Origin of the sequence: Mesorhizobium tianshanense (assembly GCF_007830515.1) — a bacterium.
Taxonomy (GTDB): Bacteria; Pseudomonadota; Alphaproteobacteria; order Rhizobiales; family Rhizobiaceae; genus Mesorhizobium; species Mesorhizobium tianshanense.
On the sequence record NZ_VLKT01000105.1, the window covers coordinates 1 to 14,033 of the forward strand.

A 14,033-nucleotide genomic window follows, 5' to 3' on the forward strand; every position below is an offset into this window, starting at 1 on the left:
CCGGGAGCAGCAGCACGCCATGACCCGGCATGGAATGGTTCCGCCTTCAGCTGCAGGCACTCAGCCTCCGGCGGCGAACCCACGCGCGTCCATGGTGATCATCGGCGCCGACAGGGCCGCGCCCAGCTGCCCACCGTCCCGACAACACCGCGCGGAGGCGCAACGAAGCGGTCTGTCCGCATTCACCCCAGAGCTTCCCGACGGCGGTCGCGCAATCGCCGACATCTGCCGAAATCCGAAATCCCCATAGCCATCGCCTGTGGCCCGCGGGTTCCTTCCTCGGGGACTTTCGTACGCCTGCCGGCGCCCGAAACTCTTCACGGAAGCGGACTGTCCGCTCTTGGAATTGAAGGATGAAAAGTTGCCGTTCGCAATTGATGCCAACTTGGTCGTAGAGGCCAGCTCCAGACTTCCGCTAACCGCCAGACAGCCCTCCTGTCTGCCTATGTCCCGGTAGACCACTGATCCGCAGCACAGTCTCGTTGACATGGTGCAGCCTTAGCTAGCAGGTCTCGATCAACGATGCAGCCAAACACGGTTGCTTAGCGTGGGGCTACAACTGAATACGCAAATCATTTCCTGCTAGAAATTAAATCTTCAGGATAACTTGGCATCCTTGCCCATCGCCGACGACCGGATGACTCGGATGGATGTTCAGGAGAAAGCGGTTTAAGGGCCAATCGATTGTGTCAGATCAGATGCACCTCGAAGTGCAGGATGACCCTGCCATAACTTCAGAAGTTGACCGACTTCTGGCGCGCCGCACGCGCGATATCCGCCTCAAAGGCGAGATCAAACGCCTGTTCCGAGCACGTGTCTGGTCGCAAACGGCGAAGATCATCCGCGCCTGGATGATCTGGGTGGCTTTTTTGGATGTGCTAACCCTGGCGCTCAACATGTTGATGCTGCCAAGGGCGATCGCGCTGTCCATGCTCCTGCCTGGCGCCATCATCCCGCCCGTCATTCTGGTCGTCATCCTTGTCTGGCGAAAACCGCAGGCGCCCTGGCTCCAAGGGGCTTCGCTGATCTCGGGCATGTTCCTCATCTTGTTGTCGGTTGCATTGGTCGGCGTAAGCGCTGGTGGCGAGTTCTACGAACGACACTTGAACATCATGCTGTTCGTGGCCATTACAGCCATCATCATCTTCGGCATCCCGCTGGCCTGGACGGTGACTATCGCCGCATTGGCCCTCGGTCTCTATCTCGTTTTTCAGCTGCAGAACCCGGGCATCGAATTTGGGAGCGCCGTGGCTGCGACGCTGTTTTTCGCCAGCGGGATCTTCGCAACTGTCGCCGCGCGGCGCATCATGACAATTCTCGCTCAGAAGACTTTCCTGTTTGAGCTTCGCGACCGGCACAGAGTCGCCGAACTGGCGGAAGCGAACGATCGGCTGGAACTCCTGGCAAGTACCGATCCACTCACCGGCATCGCCAACCGGCGCTGGATGACGGAAACGCTCGACCGCCTATGGGGCGGTGGCAGAAAATGCCCCGATGGTGCCGCCATGCTAATGTGCGACATCGACGACTTCAAGAAGCTGAACGATCACCTCGGCCATGCCGAGGGCGATCGCTGTCTGGTCGAGGTCGCCAGCATTATCCAGGAAAACGTGAGGCGCGATTGCGATCACGTGGCCCGCTACGGCGGCGAAGAATTCCTCGTGCTGCTGCCCAGGGTAGATAAGGAAGAGGCCATCTCTGTGGCTGAGCGAATTCGTGAGAGCGTTGAGGCCGCCGCTCTTCCCAACCCTGCATCTCGCGTGTCGCGCCGCGTCACCCTCAGTATTGGAGTTGCGGTCCAGGCGGCTGACGAGGCCATCTCACCCGAGCAGCTTCAGCGTCAGGCGGATGCAGCACTCTATCTTGCCAAGCAGACCGGCCGCAATCGAGTGCTGCTCCACAGACCGGAGTCATCCGAGCGCAAACAATTTCAGTCGATACGGTGATGCCGTCGAGTAGGCCCGCGACGCGGCTGAGGAACGCGAACGTTTTGACTCTGAGGGGTCCTTCATCAGCCCATTTGCTGCCCGATAGCCGACCTTCCGACAACCAGCACTGAAGCGGAGGTTGAGGCACCCCGCTTGCATAGTCGCGAATGACCCCGAAGCGGTCATTCCGGATGCCAATTTGCGTGAAGCGGTCAGCGTGGTGAAGGGTGGCGAAATAAGGATGGCTCAGTCGAAGAAGCCCGCATCCTCTTCCCTGAGATACTTCCCGGCTGCTTCGGCGTCGATATCGAGGCCCAACCCCGGCGCTTCCAGCAGGTCGATCATCGAATCCTTCACCACCTGTTTGGGCAGGCCGATTACGATGTCGTTCCACCACGGGTCCGAGGCGCTGGGATATTCGAAGGCCACGTAATTGGCGGGCAAGGTGGCGCAGACATTGATCAGCGCGCCGAGGCCGAGCAGGCCGTTCGCCGTGCCGTGCGGCGCCATTAGGATCGAGTGCATGTAGGCGTGCTCGGCGACCCATTTGAGCTCGGCGATGCCACCGATATCGGCAGGATCGGGGCCGATGACGCGCACCGCCTGCGTCTCGATCAGCTCCTTGAAATTATGGCGCAGGTAGATCTGCTCGCCGGTATGGATTGGCGTCGAGGTGGAGGTGGTCAGCTCCCGATAGGCCTGCGGATTGACCCACGGCACATAGTCGCCAGTCAGCATGTCCTCGAGCCACATCAAATTGTACTTCTCGACCGCGTGAGCGAACTTGATCGCATCGGGCAGCATCCAGCCCGGGCCGCAGTCGAGCGCTAGGCTGACCTTGTCGCCTAGCACTTCCTTCATCGCGATCACGCAGTCGAGCATGTGATTGAAGCCGCGCTCGCTGATCACGCCCTGATCCATGGCACCGTGATAGCCGGCCTTCTTCTGCGTCACGCCGTAATGGAAGCCCTCGATGGTGTCCTTCATGTTGGAGTGGAACGAGATTCCTTGCTTGATCATGAAGAAGTTCTGCGGCTGCTCCATCATCCATTTGACGTCAGCGGCGTAATCCTCCGGCCGGTCGCCTGTGCGTTTCTGGCGGATCGAGCCGTTATAGACGCGCACCTTGTCGCGCACCTTGCCGCCGAGCAATTTGTAGGCCGGCACGCCTGCGGCCTTGCCGGCGATGTCCCATAGCGCATGCTCGATCGCGCTAACCGCCGCGCCATAGGGCTTGAAAGAGCCGCGCTGGCGGATCTTCAGCATCACCCGCTCGACGTCGGTTGGGTCCTCGCCGATCAGCGCCTCGCGGAAATGCAGCACCCAGGGCTTGAGGTAGGTCTTGGTGAACTCGACTTCGCCCAGGCCATAAAGGCCCTCATCGGTAACGATGCGGACGATGGGGTGCCTGCCGATAACGGCACAGCGGAGGTCGGTGATCTTCATCTTCGGTTCTTTTCGCCTCAGCTCCAGGTGCGGTCCCAGGAATACTCGTTGTCCCAGTGATCTGTGGGCTGCCAGATGCCGCTGACACCCGTCTGCAGATGCTGCGAAATCACCTCGTCGACGACGTCGTCAATCCCCAGGCCCGGCTTGTCGGGAACAGTGATAAAACCGTCCTGCACGAGCGGCTTGGGAACGCCCGTGACGATATCGTCCCACCAGTCGACGTCGACGGAGTGGTATTCGAGCGCCATGAAGTTTTCGGTCGCGGTCGCGACATGTGCCGCGGCCATTGCGGCGATCGGACTTTCGGCCATATGGATGGCCATGGCGACGCCGTGGTCCTGCGCCATGTCGCCGATCTTCTTGGTCTCGAGGATGCCGCCGGTGGTGAGCAGGTCCGGGTGGATAACGGAGAGGCCGCCGCTCTTGAGGAGAGGCTCGAAGCCCTCCTTGAGGTAGATGTCCTCGCCGGTGCAGATCGGTACGGTGGTGGCGTCCTGCAATTGTCGGTACTGCTCGGTGTACTGCCATGGAATCACGTCCTCGAGCCAGGCGGGAACGTATTTCTCGATACGGCGCGACAGGCGTATGCCGTCCTGCAGCGAGATGTGGCCGACATGATCAATGGCGAGCGGGATCTCGTATCCGATAACCTCGCGAACCTCGTGGATATACTGCTCGAGCAGGTCAATCCCCTTTTCGGTGAAATGCAGGCCCGTGAACGGGTGCTGCACGTTCTGCGCATCGTAGGCGAGATTACGAGCCTTACGCTCCTCGAGCGCGCCGCCACGGCCGCGTAGATTTGCATAAAACCCTTCGAGCACGCCAGCCGGTGCGACCACCGCGCCTGGGATGTGGGAGATCTGCGCCAACCCAAGGTCCATCTTGAGGAAGGTGAAACCGAGATCCATCCGCGCCTTGAGCCGCTTGCCGGTCTCGGTGCCACTGGGCTTCTCCGCGTCGGTGTCGCAATAGACACGCACCTTGTCGCGGAACCGTCCCCCGAGCATCTGGTAGATCGGCACGCCATAAGCCTTGCCGGCGAGGTCCCAGAGGGCGATCTCGACTGCCGAGACACCACCACCCTGCCGCCCATGGTCGCCAAATTGCTTGATGCGGCGGAACAGCCGGTCGATGTCACAGGGGTTCTCGCCAAGCAGCCGGCTCTTCAGCATCAGCGCGTAGGTGGCGCTGGCGCCGTCGCGCACCTCGCCAAGCCCGACGATGCCCTGGTTGGTGTAAATCTTGAGCAGCGCTGAGGTGAACGGCGCGCCGACGATTTCGGCTACCCGCATGTCCGTGATGCGAAGCTGGGATGGCTTAGAGTTCGTGTTCACCCGATTGAGCGCCTCGTCGGCCCCATCCGTCTTTGGCATGATTTATCCTCGTTCTGGTCGGCGGCGCTTGTCGCCCAGCACGCTGGGCCGACATAGAGTTGCTAGCCCAGCTCAATCTCATGGGCCTGCAGGTAGTCGCGGTTCATCTCAATACCGAGACCTGGCCTCGAGGTCAGCTTGAGGCTGCCGTTCGAATTGTCGAGCGGTCTGTCGATGAGGTGATCGTATTTGCCCAGGTTCCACTCCGACGTTTCGAGTTTGTAGAAGTTGGGAACGGTCATCATCACCTGCGCTCCCGCAACCACGTTGATCGGTCCCGCGGCGTCATGTGGCGAGATCGGGACGTAGTAGGCTTCGCATAGGGCGGAAATCTTCTTGAGCTCGGTAATGCCGCCGGTCCAAGTGACGTCCGGCATGATGTAGTCAGCGAGCTTGTTCTCGAGCACCGGCACGAAATCCCACTTCGTGTGGCCGCGCTCGCCCCAGGAGATAGCGGCACTGACCTTCTCACGCACCTGCTTCAGCGCGTTAAGGCTTTCGGGCGGGCAGGGCTCCTCAAACCAGTCGATCTGGCCGGCTTCCTCGAGGCTCCGACAGAGGCGAATGGCGGTGGGAACGTCGAAGCGGCCATGCGCATCGATGAGAATGTCGACATCGGGCCCCGCCGTTTCGCGGATCAGAGCCGTGAGTTCGGCGGCTTCGCGCTCGTCCTTGCGGGTCATGCTGCCATCGAGGTAGCCGTCCCGCTGTTCGCGGGACAGGCCATCGGCGCTGCGGCGCTGGTGGGGGTAAGGATCGAACTTGAGCGCAGTGTGTCCGGACTCGACGATGTCCAAGATTTCGCGGACCACTGCCTCCTTGCTGGTGAATTTGGCTTGGTTGGGATGGGTGTAGAGCGCGATTTCATCGCGGACTGGTCCGCCCAGCAGCTCGTAAATCGGCTTACCGAGGACTTTGCCCCGGATGTCCCAGAGGGCTATATCGATGGCGCTCACGCATTCGACGGCGGCGCCGCGGCTGCCCACGTAGGTGAAGCTGCGGAAAATCTTGTGCCAGAGATGCTCGATACGCGCTGGATCCTCGCCTGTTACGGCGACGCCAATCTGCCGCAGGATCGTGCAGAGCGCGCGGTTGGCGAGCCTTGTAGTGGTAGTGATCTCTCCCCAGCCACTCACCCCCTCGTCGGTCATCACCTCGACGAACAGGAACTCTCCCCAGTAAGAAGCATCGGACTTGATCAGCCACGGCCGAATGCTTGTGATTTTCATCTCATTACCTTTATCTGAAATGGTCAGGTTAACGATGTTCTAGACTGGACCTCGTCCTATCCGGCCCGAGCGGCGTTGCGCGCACGCATCTGTTCGAGAATATGCCGGCCGGAACCCTCGACATGGCGGGAAACGAGTTCGGCCGCCTTGTCGGCATCTCCCGCCTTTACGAGCGCGATGAGTTCGCGGTGCTCGCGCATGATCGCGGCCCGTCGCGCGAGCGTGAAATTGAAACGCCGGCTCACGGCTCGCAGCACTTCGCGATGCTTCCACCAAAGCTCGGCGGCATGGCGGTTATAGTGCCGCTGGTACATCACGGTGTGGAAGGCGGTGTCCAGCTCACTGTGCCTGAACGTGTCGGCGAAGTCGTTCTCTTCGATCAGGCCCTGGATACGTTCGAGTTCGGCGATGTCCTCGCCGGTGGCCATATTCACAAACCATCGCGTCAGGGCTGGCTCGATCAGAACACCGATCTCGTAGATGTCCCGGACAAAATCCTGATCTATGGGTCGGACGCGCGCCCCGCGGTTGGCGACAAAGGTGACAAAGCCCTCCCCACGCAACAGCTGCAGCGCTTCGCGCACTGGGTTGGTCGAGGTGCCGTGACGCCGGGCGAGATCGGTGACCACAAGCCGTTCGTTGGCGGCGAGCCGTCCCTCAATGATGTCTTCCCTGATCCGTTCATAAAGCGAGGCGCCCTCGCTGGAGGCCCCGATGGGATCAATCCCCACAGGTGGCATGGCTTTGAAATCGCTTATTTCGGCCAAGGCCGGCTCCTTTATCATACACGTACTGCCCGATATCACGCATGGATTCCCCAAACAATGTACGATCCAACGCGTTGACAGGCAATCCACGATCTGAAAATGTATGAAGTGATCGAAGGGATACATAGAGCAGAAAGGCGCATCCCGGCGGTCGAACAAGCAAGGACCGCTTGCCCCGGTGCAGAGCGGCATGGGAGAATCAGGAGGATACCTATGACGAGGATTACACTCGGCAGTGCGGTCCTGCGCGGCACTGTCGTCACCGCTTTGATGGCATCGCTGATGTCCACATCGGCGCTGGGCGCGCCGCCGGTCGACCTAAACAAGTGGTCGCCGGAATATGTGCGCTCCATCGCTGGCACACAGGATTTTGACACGGCGGCCGATTGCGCCAAGGTCACCCCGCTCGACTACAAGGGGCGGCTGACTTTCTGGTATCAGGGCGTGTTCGAGGGCGACCCCGACCTGCTGCGCCAGTACTACAAGGATTTCTTCGAGACCTTCCGCAAGACCTATCCGAACATCCAGCTCGAGGAACAAGCCCTCACCTATAACGACCTTCTTGACAAGTTCCGCACGGCGCTCCTGGGCAATGCCGCGCCGATGGCGGTCCGCCTGCAAATCCTGGGTGGTACCGAGTTCGCGTCAAAGGGCTATCTGGAGCCGCTCAAACCCGAGGATGTGGGCTATACCACCGATGATTTCTGGCCCGGCGCCATGAAGGCCGTAACCTGGGAGGGCGTAACCTACGGCATTCCGACCAACAACGAGACGATGGCGTTCATCTGGAACGCCGACATCTTCAAGCGGGCGGGCCTCGATCCAGACAAGGCTCCGGCAACCTGGGACGACGTCGTCAAATACTCCAAGCAGATCCACGACAAGCTCGGCATTGCCGGCTACGGCCTCGTGGCTCGCAAGAATGCCGGCAATACGCCGTACCGCTTCATGCCACAGCTGTGGGCCTATGGCGGCGGCGTCTTCGACGAAGCGACGGCGAACCCGACCTATGAGCAGGTCCAGCTCGATAGCCCGCAGAGCAAGGCGGCGCTGCAAGCCTCGTACGACATGTACGTTCGGGACAAGTCGGTTCCGGTTTCGGCACTCACCAACCAGCAAGCCGATAACCAGCCCCTGTTCGTCGCCGGCCAGCTTGGCATGATGATCTCGCACCCGTCCGACTACGACGTGATGCTCGACCTGCAGAAGAAGGCGACGGGCACCGACAAGGACAAGGCGCAGACCGTCATCGACAACATGCGCTACGGCCTGATTCCGACTGGCCCCGACGGCAAGCGCGCCGTCGTGTTCGGCGGCTCGAACATTCACATCCTGAAGCCCGAATATGTCGAGGGCGGCAAGGTAGACGAGCCGGCTGCAAAGGCTATCATCTGCATGTGGACGAGCCCTGAATGGTCGCTGAAGATGGCCTACGCCGGCTCGAACCCGGGCAACCTTAACGGCTTCAAGACCAAATGGATGAAGGAACGTCTCGACAACATCGAGTTCCTCGATGTCACGACCTCGATGCTGCCATACGGCATCCCGTTCCCGGCGCTGCCGCAGGCCCCCGAGATCATGAACATCATCGTCCCGGACATGCTGCAGAATGCCCTGACCGGAGCGATGACCGTCGACCAGGCAGCGGACGACGCGGCCAAGAGGGTAAAAGAGCTGATGGGCGGACTGTAGAGCAGTTCACCGTTTCACGGAAACGGTGAACTGCTCTATCCGTTTGTTTTGACGCAAATTCCGGACGGAAAACCGTTTCACACTTTTCCTGGAATTGCTTCAGTCCAAGCCTGACCTGTGATCTGACCGGATGCGCCGATAGTGCAGCCGGTTCGTTCCGAAGAACAAGGGCACGCCACAGTGACGATCGTGACCGGCAAGGCCGAGGCCCGCCGAACATTGCAACCCGGTAGACCCGGCGTGCTGCGGAGTATCTGGGAGCATCGCGCCGACTACGCGTACGTGCTTCCCGCGATCGCCGTGATGCTCATCGTCATCGCCTATCCGATCTACTACACGATCGAGCTGTCGTTCTTCAAGACGCCGCCTGGGCTGCAGCTCCGTGACAAGACCTTCATCGGCTTCGACAACTACACGACCATCCTCACCAGCGAGGTGTTCTGGACAGTCACCTGGAACACTCTGATCTGGACACTGGGGTCCACTTTGATCTCCTTTGTCCTCGGGTTTGCCACGGCGCTGGCGCTCCACCGCGAGTTTATCGGCCGTGGCGTCTTGCGTGCCACCCTGATCATCCCCTGGGTCATCAGCGCGGTCGCCGCCTCCTATATCTGGAAGTGGATCTACCATTCGGACTTCGGGATCATCGGCGCGGTGCTCGTCGGCCTCGGATTGGCCGACCGGCCGCCGAATTTCATCGACAACGTCAGCACGGTGCTGCCCTCCCTGATCGTCGTCAATATCTGGCGCGAGTTTCCGTTTGCCATGATCATGATGATGGCCGGCCTGCAGACAGTTCCCGACCAGTTGCTGCGCGCCGCAAAAGTCGACGGGGCCAATGCATGGCAGCGCTTCTGGCACGTCACCTTCCCGCACCTGCGCAACGTCTCGGTGGTGACCATCCTGCTGCTTGCAGTGGCCAACTTCAATTCCTTCATCATTCCCTGGATCATGACCGGCGGCGGGCCGTCGAACGCATCGCATATCTGGATAACCCACATTTACGAGCTCGCCTTCGGCCGGCAGCGCTGGGGTGTGGCATCGGCCTATTCGGTGCTCCTGTTCCTTACCCTGATGACGCTGGGCTACTTCTACGTCCGTGCGCTGACCGGCAACGAGCGGAAAGAGGGGAGCGCATGAGCACGATTGCCGAGACAGCCTCTCGAGACCGGACCCGTCGCCGCATGCGCGTCGACGGATGGCGGTGGGCCGGGCGCATCTTCCTCGCGTTCATGCTGCTTTACACCGCGGTGCCGATGATCTGGATGCTGATCACCTCGATCAAGTCCGGGTTCGCGGCGACGCAGTTCCCGCCGCAATGGTGGCCGGACGAGCCTACCCTCGCCAGCTACCAGAAGCTGCTCGATCCGCAGAACAGCGTCGGCCAGGACTTTCTCCGCTTCTTCTGGAACAGCCTTTTCGTGTCGACCGTCACGACAATCCTTTCCGTGATCGTGGCTGTCCCCGCGGCCTACGCGTTTTCGCGCTTCAGTTTCCCCGGCCGGAACTTTCTGTTCTTCGCCGTGCTGCTGCGCAACATGTTCCCGGCGGTGATCTTTCTCGTGCCGCTGTTCATCCTGATGCGCGTGCTCGGGCTGATGAACACGCATGGCTCGCTGATTCTCACCTATCTCACCTTCGGCCTGCCGCTGGCGATCTGGCTGCTCAAGGGCTTTTACGACAACATCCCGGTGCAGCTCGAGCAGGCGGCGCGCATCGATGGCGCAACACGGTTCCAGGCCTTCATCCTGATCGTGATGCCGCTCTCGACGCCGGGGATCATCGCTACCGCGATCTATTCCTTCATCGGCGCGTGGAACGAGTACATCTACGCCTACACCTTCCTCTCCAAGAACGAACAGCTGACCCTGCCGGTCGGCATCCAGCGCTTCTTCTCGGAGAATACGACGGACTTTCCGGGCCTGATGGCGGCCAGCTTTATGATGAGCGTGCCCGTCGTGGTGCTGTTCCTCGTCCTGCAACGATACTTCGTACGCGCCCTTACGGAAGGCGCGGTCAAGCACTAGGGAGTTGCCGATGGCCCACGTGGTCCTCAAAGATCTCGTCAAGACCTATGGCACTTTCAAAGCCGTCAACGATGTTTCGCTGACGGTCAATGACGGTGAGTTCGTCGCGCTCGTCGGGCCTTCCGGTTGCGGCAAGACAACCACGCTCAATCTCGTCGCGGGGCTGACCCCGATCACATCGGGCGACATCGTCATCGGTGACCGGGTGGTCAACGACCTCGACCCCAAGGACCGGGACATCGCAATGGTGTTCCAGAACTACGCGCTCTACCCGCAGAAATCGGTCTACAAGAACCTGGCGTTCCCGCTGCAGATGCGCAAACTGCCCAAGGACGAGATCGACAAGAAGGTCAAGGAAGCGGCGCGCGTGCTCGACATGACCGAACTCCTCGAGCGCAAGCCTCGTGAACTCTCAGGCGGACAACAGCAGCGCGTGGCCCTAGGCCGCGCCCTCGTTCGAGACCCGGCGGTATTCCTGATGGACGAGCCGCTCTCCAACCTCGACGCAAAGCTGCGCGTGCAGATGCGGTCCGAAATCAAGCGGTTCCATCAGGACCTGAAGGCGACAATCATCTATGTGACGCACGACCAGCTCGAGGCCGTGACCATGGCAGACAGGATGGCTGTGATGAACGGCGGCTATCTGCAGCAATACGATTCGCCGTCGCAGGTCTTTGCCCATCCGGTGAACATGTTCGTCGCCAGCTTTATCGGCAGCCCAGCGATGAGCCTTATTCCGCTGGAGGCATCGACGGCAAACGGCAACACTGTGTTGACCAGCGCGGAGGGCTGGAGCCTTCAGCTCTCGCCGCGCAACGTCCAGAAGGTCGCGAGAGCAACGACCAAGAAGGTCGTGCTCGGAGCGCGACACTCGACGATCAAGCTGCACAAGAGCGCGATCCCCGGTGCTATTCCGGCCAAGGCCTATACGGTGGAACCAACTGGAGACGTCACCTTCGTGCAGGCGTTCCTCTCCGGCGCCATCGTCAACATCAGTGTGCCCCCCAACATCGCCGTCGCGCCCGACGAGCAGATTTGGCTCGAGTTCGACCAGGAGCGGATACATCTGTTCGACGGCGAAACTGAAATGGCCCTCAAGGCCAACTGAGACAGGGCGCGTTCGTTTGGGAACCGTGGCTAGATGACTGAGAAGCTCAAGATCACCGCGATCAAGCCATATGCGATATGGGTAGGGACACGCAACCAGATGCTCGTCAAGATCGAGACCGACCAGGGCATCTTCGGCTGGGGCGAGAGCGGCTTGAGCGGTCGCGAGAGGGCGGTGGCCGGCGCGGTCGAGCACTATCGCGAGTTCCTCATCGGCCGCGACCCGATGCAGATCGGGCGGATCTGGCAAGAGGTTTATCGCAGCCAGTACTTCGAAGGCGGGCGAGTTCTGCAGGCGGCGATTTCCGCCATCGACATCGCCCTTCACGACATCAAGGGCAAGGCGCTGGGGGTGCCGGTCTACGAGCTGCTGGGCGGCAAGCAGCGCGACCGCATTCCCACCTTCGCCTCGACAGGAGACGAGGCCGAGGGTGACGTTGCCATCGAACGAGCCCGCGAACTACGCACACAGGGATGGCAGGCGATCCGCTTCTTCCCCATCGGGCAAAACAGCAGGGACATCTTCGAGCCGCGCGAGTCGATCGGCGCTACCGCGAACATGCTAAACAAGGCGCGCGAGGCGCTGGGCGACGACGTCGTCCTCGGCATCGACTATCATCATCGGCTGTCGGTGGCAGAGGCGGCGAGCTTCTGCAACAAGCTCGGCCGCGGTGTGCTTGATTTCCTCGAGGAGCCGATACGGGACGAGACACCGGAGGCCTACGAATCCCTGCGTACGATGACCGTCATCCCTTTTGCCATCGGCGAGGAATTTGCCAGCAAGTGGCAGTTCCTGCCCTACATCGAGCGCGGCATCCACCAGTTCAACCGGCTCGATGTTTGCAATGTCGGCGGGCTCACCGAGGCGATGAAAGTCGCTGGCTGGAGCGAGGCGCACTATGTGGACCTGATGCCGCACAATCCGCTTGGTCCAGTGTGCACGGCCGCGAGCGTGCATCTCGCCTGCGCGGTACCCAACTTCGCGTGGCTCGAGACCAGGGTGCCCGAAATAAAGCTGGGCTTCGACAATTCCGACTTCTTCCCCGTGCAGCCACGGCTCGACGGCCCCGATTATCCGGTCAGCGACCTGCCGGGGCTCGGCGTCGAGGTCAACGAAAAGGCCGTCCGGGCGGAGAGTTTGCGTTTCTGGGAAGCGCCTCACCTTAAGCGCCGCGACGGTTCTGTTACGAACTGGTAGCCCCCTTTCAACCGGAGCCCATCATGACGCATATTCCTGACATCACGAGGCCGCCTAGAGATCTGCTCGACGCGCTAAGGGAGATCGGCGCCGCGACGGTTGCCGGCACGCTTGGCCACATGGGCTTTCGCAATCCGCACATGGTCGGCCCGGTGGCGCAGAACCACGGGAAGTCGATCGTCGGGCCGGCGCTGACGCTGCAGTTCCTCCCGCAGCGGCCGGACCTCTTCACCGAGGGGGAATATGCCGATCCGGAGACGCAATTGCACCGGCACGTGCTCTACCACGCGCAGGAGGGCGATGTGGTGGTGGTCGACGCGCGCGGCGACATGAGCTCGGGCGTCTTCGGCGATATGATGTCGACATATTTCAAGGGCAGGGGCGGCGCGGGTATCGTCATCGACGGGTGCATGCGCGACCGGCCCAATGTCGAAAAGCTCGATCTGCCGCTATGGCTGCGCGGCTGGACGCCAAATTATCATGTGCAGACCAGCATCTATCCCAATGCCGTCAACATTCCGATTGCCTGCGGCGGTGTCACGGTGATCCCAGGCGACATCATCGTCGCCGACGACGACGGGGTGGTGGTGCTCCCCGTCGCAATGGCCCCGAAAGTAATCGAAGAATCGCAGAAGCATCACGATTGGGAGGAGTTCTCGCGAGTGAAGCTCATGGAGGGGGCGCCGTTGCAACGCTATTATCCGCTGCATGACGATGCCCGCGGGGAGTACGAGGAGTGGCGCAAAACGAACCGGTTGGAGAACCCAAGTTAGCGCATGGATAACCCTGCGGCGGCGGGCGGCAGACGTTCTGGCAGTATCGCTGGCCTCTACGCAAAAAGTGGGGAGTCGAATTTCGCCGTCGGGCGCCTGCTTTCGTGCGCCGCGCATGTCGAGCTGAACGACCGACATGACGCGCGAAGCGGCCGATCGCGCATAGTCGTATAAGATGCATTAGTCGACCGTGAACAATCCGGGCCCTAAGCGGCGACCGACTTCGGCCGAAGTTGAAGCAGGGCGATCAAGAGCGACAAAAAATCCTTCAGCCACCTGAGCAGGAGGGAGAAGTTGTAGCCGGCGGCGGCCAGGATGGCGTTGAGGGCGTCGCCCTGGCGGCCGGCGAGGTAGTTGCGGCCCATTCTGTGTTCGCTCTTGATGTGGCCGATGACGGGCTCGACCGCCGACCGCCGCCGCATCTGGCGCTTGATGGCTGGGGTGACGCGGCGCTTCTGGCCGGCGGTGAAGACCCTGAACTTGTGGCTCT

General features: G+C 61.0%; 12 protein-coding genes. 7 read left to right on the plus strand and 5 right to left on the minus strand.

Features of this window, described 5'->3' with window-relative positions; translation table 11 throughout:
• Nucleotides 1-698: 698 nt before the first annotated feature.
• Nucleotides 699-1,946 carry a GGDEF domain-containing protein gene (locus tag IQ26_RS37550; RefSeq protein WP_145723387.1) on the plus strand — a complete coding sequence of 416 codons (1,248 nt, stop codon included), beginning with the start codon at nt 699-701 and terminating at the stop codon, nt 1,944-1,946.
• Between the two features lie 228 nt (nt 1,947-2,174).
• Here IQ26_RS37550 and IQ26_RS37555 read toward each other — a convergent pair whose 3' ends face one another.
• The 4 genes from IQ26_RS37555 to IQ26_RS37570 all read right to left on the minus strand — a co-directional run bounded on the left by IQ26_RS37555 (nt 2,175) and on the right by IQ26_RS37570 (nt 6,746).
• On the minus strand, nt 2,175-3,374 hold the full coding sequence (locus IQ26_RS37555; protein WP_145723388.1) for a mandelate racemase/muconate lactonizing enzyme family protein: 1,200 nt from the start codon (nt 3,372-3,374) through the stop codon (nt 2,175-2,177).
• A gap of 17 nt (nt 3,375-3,391) precedes the next feature.
• Nucleotides 3,392-4,750: a mandelate racemase/muconate lactonizing enzyme family protein gene (locus tag IQ26_RS37560; RefSeq protein ID WP_145723389.1), complete on the minus strand. Its 1,359-nt coding sequence runs from the start codon at nt 4,748-4,750 to the stop codon at nt 3,392-3,394.
• A 62-nt stretch (nt 4,751-4,812) separates the two neighbouring features.
• Complete coding sequence (locus tag IQ26_RS37565) at nt 4,813-5,979, minus strand: mandelate racemase/muconate lactonizing enzyme family protein (protein WP_145723390.1); 1,167 nt, start codon at nt 5,977-5,979, stop codon at nt 4,813-4,815.
• A gap of 56 nt (nt 5,980-6,035) precedes the next feature.
• Nucleotides 6,036-6,746, minus strand: a complete 711-nt coding sequence (locus IQ26_RS37570; RefSeq protein ID WP_145723391.1) for a GntR family transcriptional regulator — start codon at nt 6,744-6,746, stop codon at nt 6,036-6,038.
• Nucleotides 6,747-6,959: 213 nt separating this feature from the next.
• Here IQ26_RS37570 and IQ26_RS37575 point away from each other — a divergent pair, with 213 nt between their 5' ends.
• From IQ26_RS37575 to IQ26_RS37600, 6 genes are all read left to right on the plus strand, one after another.
• Nucleotides 6,960-8,438 carry an ABC transporter substrate-binding protein gene (locus IQ26_RS37575; RefSeq protein ID WP_145723392.1) on the plus strand — a complete coding sequence of 493 codons (1,479 nt, stop codon included), beginning with the start codon at nt 6,960-6,962 and terminating at the stop codon, nt 8,436-8,438.
• Nucleotides 8,439-8,618: 180 nt separating this feature from the next.
• Complete coding sequence (locus IQ26_RS37580) at nt 8,619-9,578, plus strand: carbohydrate ABC transporter permease (protein WP_145723393.1); 960 nt, start codon at nt 8,619-8,621, stop codon at nt 9,576-9,578.
• On the plus strand, nt 9,575-10,465 hold the full coding sequence (locus IQ26_RS37585; RefSeq protein ID WP_145723394.1) for a carbohydrate ABC transporter permease: 891 nt from the start codon (nt 9,575-9,577) through the stop codon (nt 10,463-10,465). The genes IQ26_RS37580 and IQ26_RS37585 overlap by 4 nt, the downstream gene beginning before the upstream one ends.
• Nucleotides 10,466-10,475: 10 nt before the next feature.
• Nucleotides 10,476-11,573 carry an ABC transporter ATP-binding protein gene (locus IQ26_RS37590; RefSeq protein ID WP_145723395.1) on the plus strand — a complete coding sequence of 366 codons (1,098 nt, stop codon included), beginning with the start codon at nt 10,476-10,478 and terminating at the stop codon, nt 11,571-11,573.
• Nucleotides 11,574-11,606: 33 nt separating this feature from the next.
• Nucleotides 11,607-12,770: a mandelate racemase/muconate lactonizing enzyme family protein gene (locus IQ26_RS37595; protein WP_145723396.1), complete on the plus strand. Its 1,164-nt coding sequence runs from the start codon at nt 11,607-11,609 to the stop codon at nt 12,768-12,770.
• A gap of 23 nt (nt 12,771-12,793) precedes the next feature.
• Nucleotides 12,794-13,543 (plus strand): ribonuclease activity regulator RraA, encoded by a 750-nt coding sequence (locus IQ26_RS37600; protein WP_145723397.1) that lies wholly within the window; start codon nt 12,794-12,796, stop codon nt 13,541-13,543.
• Nucleotides 13,544-13,749: 206 nt separating this feature from the next.
• Here the strand turns inward: IQ26_RS37600 and IQ26_RS37605 are convergent.
• On the minus strand, nt 13,750-14,033 hold a 284-nt coding region (locus IQ26_RS37605; protein WP_208760301.1), incomplete at its 5' end, for a transposase.

Excerpts from the sequence above, each read along its gene's own strand:
- IQ26_RS37550 (WP_145723387.1), top strand. The coding sequence starts at position 699 with ATGCACCTCGAAGTGCAGGATGACCCTGCCATAACTTCAGAAGTTGAC.
- IQ26_RS37555 (WP_145723388.1), bottom strand. The coding sequence starts at position 3,374 with ATGAAGATCACCGACCTCCGCTGTGCCGTTATCGGCAGGCACCCCATC.
- IQ26_RS37560 (WP_145723389.1), bottom strand. The coding sequence starts at position 4,750 with ATGCCAAAGACGGATGGGGCCGACGAGGCGCTCAATCGGGTGAACACG.
- IQ26_RS37565 (WP_145723390.1), bottom strand. The coding sequence starts at position 5,979 with ATGAAAATCACAAGCATTCGGCCGTGGCTGATCAAGTCCGATGCTTCT.
- IQ26_RS37575 (WP_145723392.1), top strand. The coding sequence starts at position 6,960 with ATGACGAGGATTACACTCGGCAGTGCGGTCCTGCGCGGCACTGTCGTC.
- IQ26_RS37585 (WP_145723394.1), top strand. The coding sequence starts at position 9,575 with ATGAGCACGATTGCCGAGACAGCCTCTCGAGACCGGACCCGTCGCCGC.
- IQ26_RS37590 (WP_145723395.1), top strand. The coding sequence starts at position 10,476 with ATGGCCCACGTGGTCCTCAAAGATCTCGTCAAGACCTATGGCACTTTC.
- IQ26_RS37595 (WP_145723396.1), top strand. The coding sequence starts at position 11,607 with ATGACTGAGAAGCTCAAGATCACCGCGATCAAGCCATATGCGATATGG.
- IQ26_RS37600 (WP_145723397.1), top strand. The coding sequence starts at position 12,794 with ATGACGCATATTCCTGACATCACGAGGCCGCCTAGAGATCTGCTCGAC.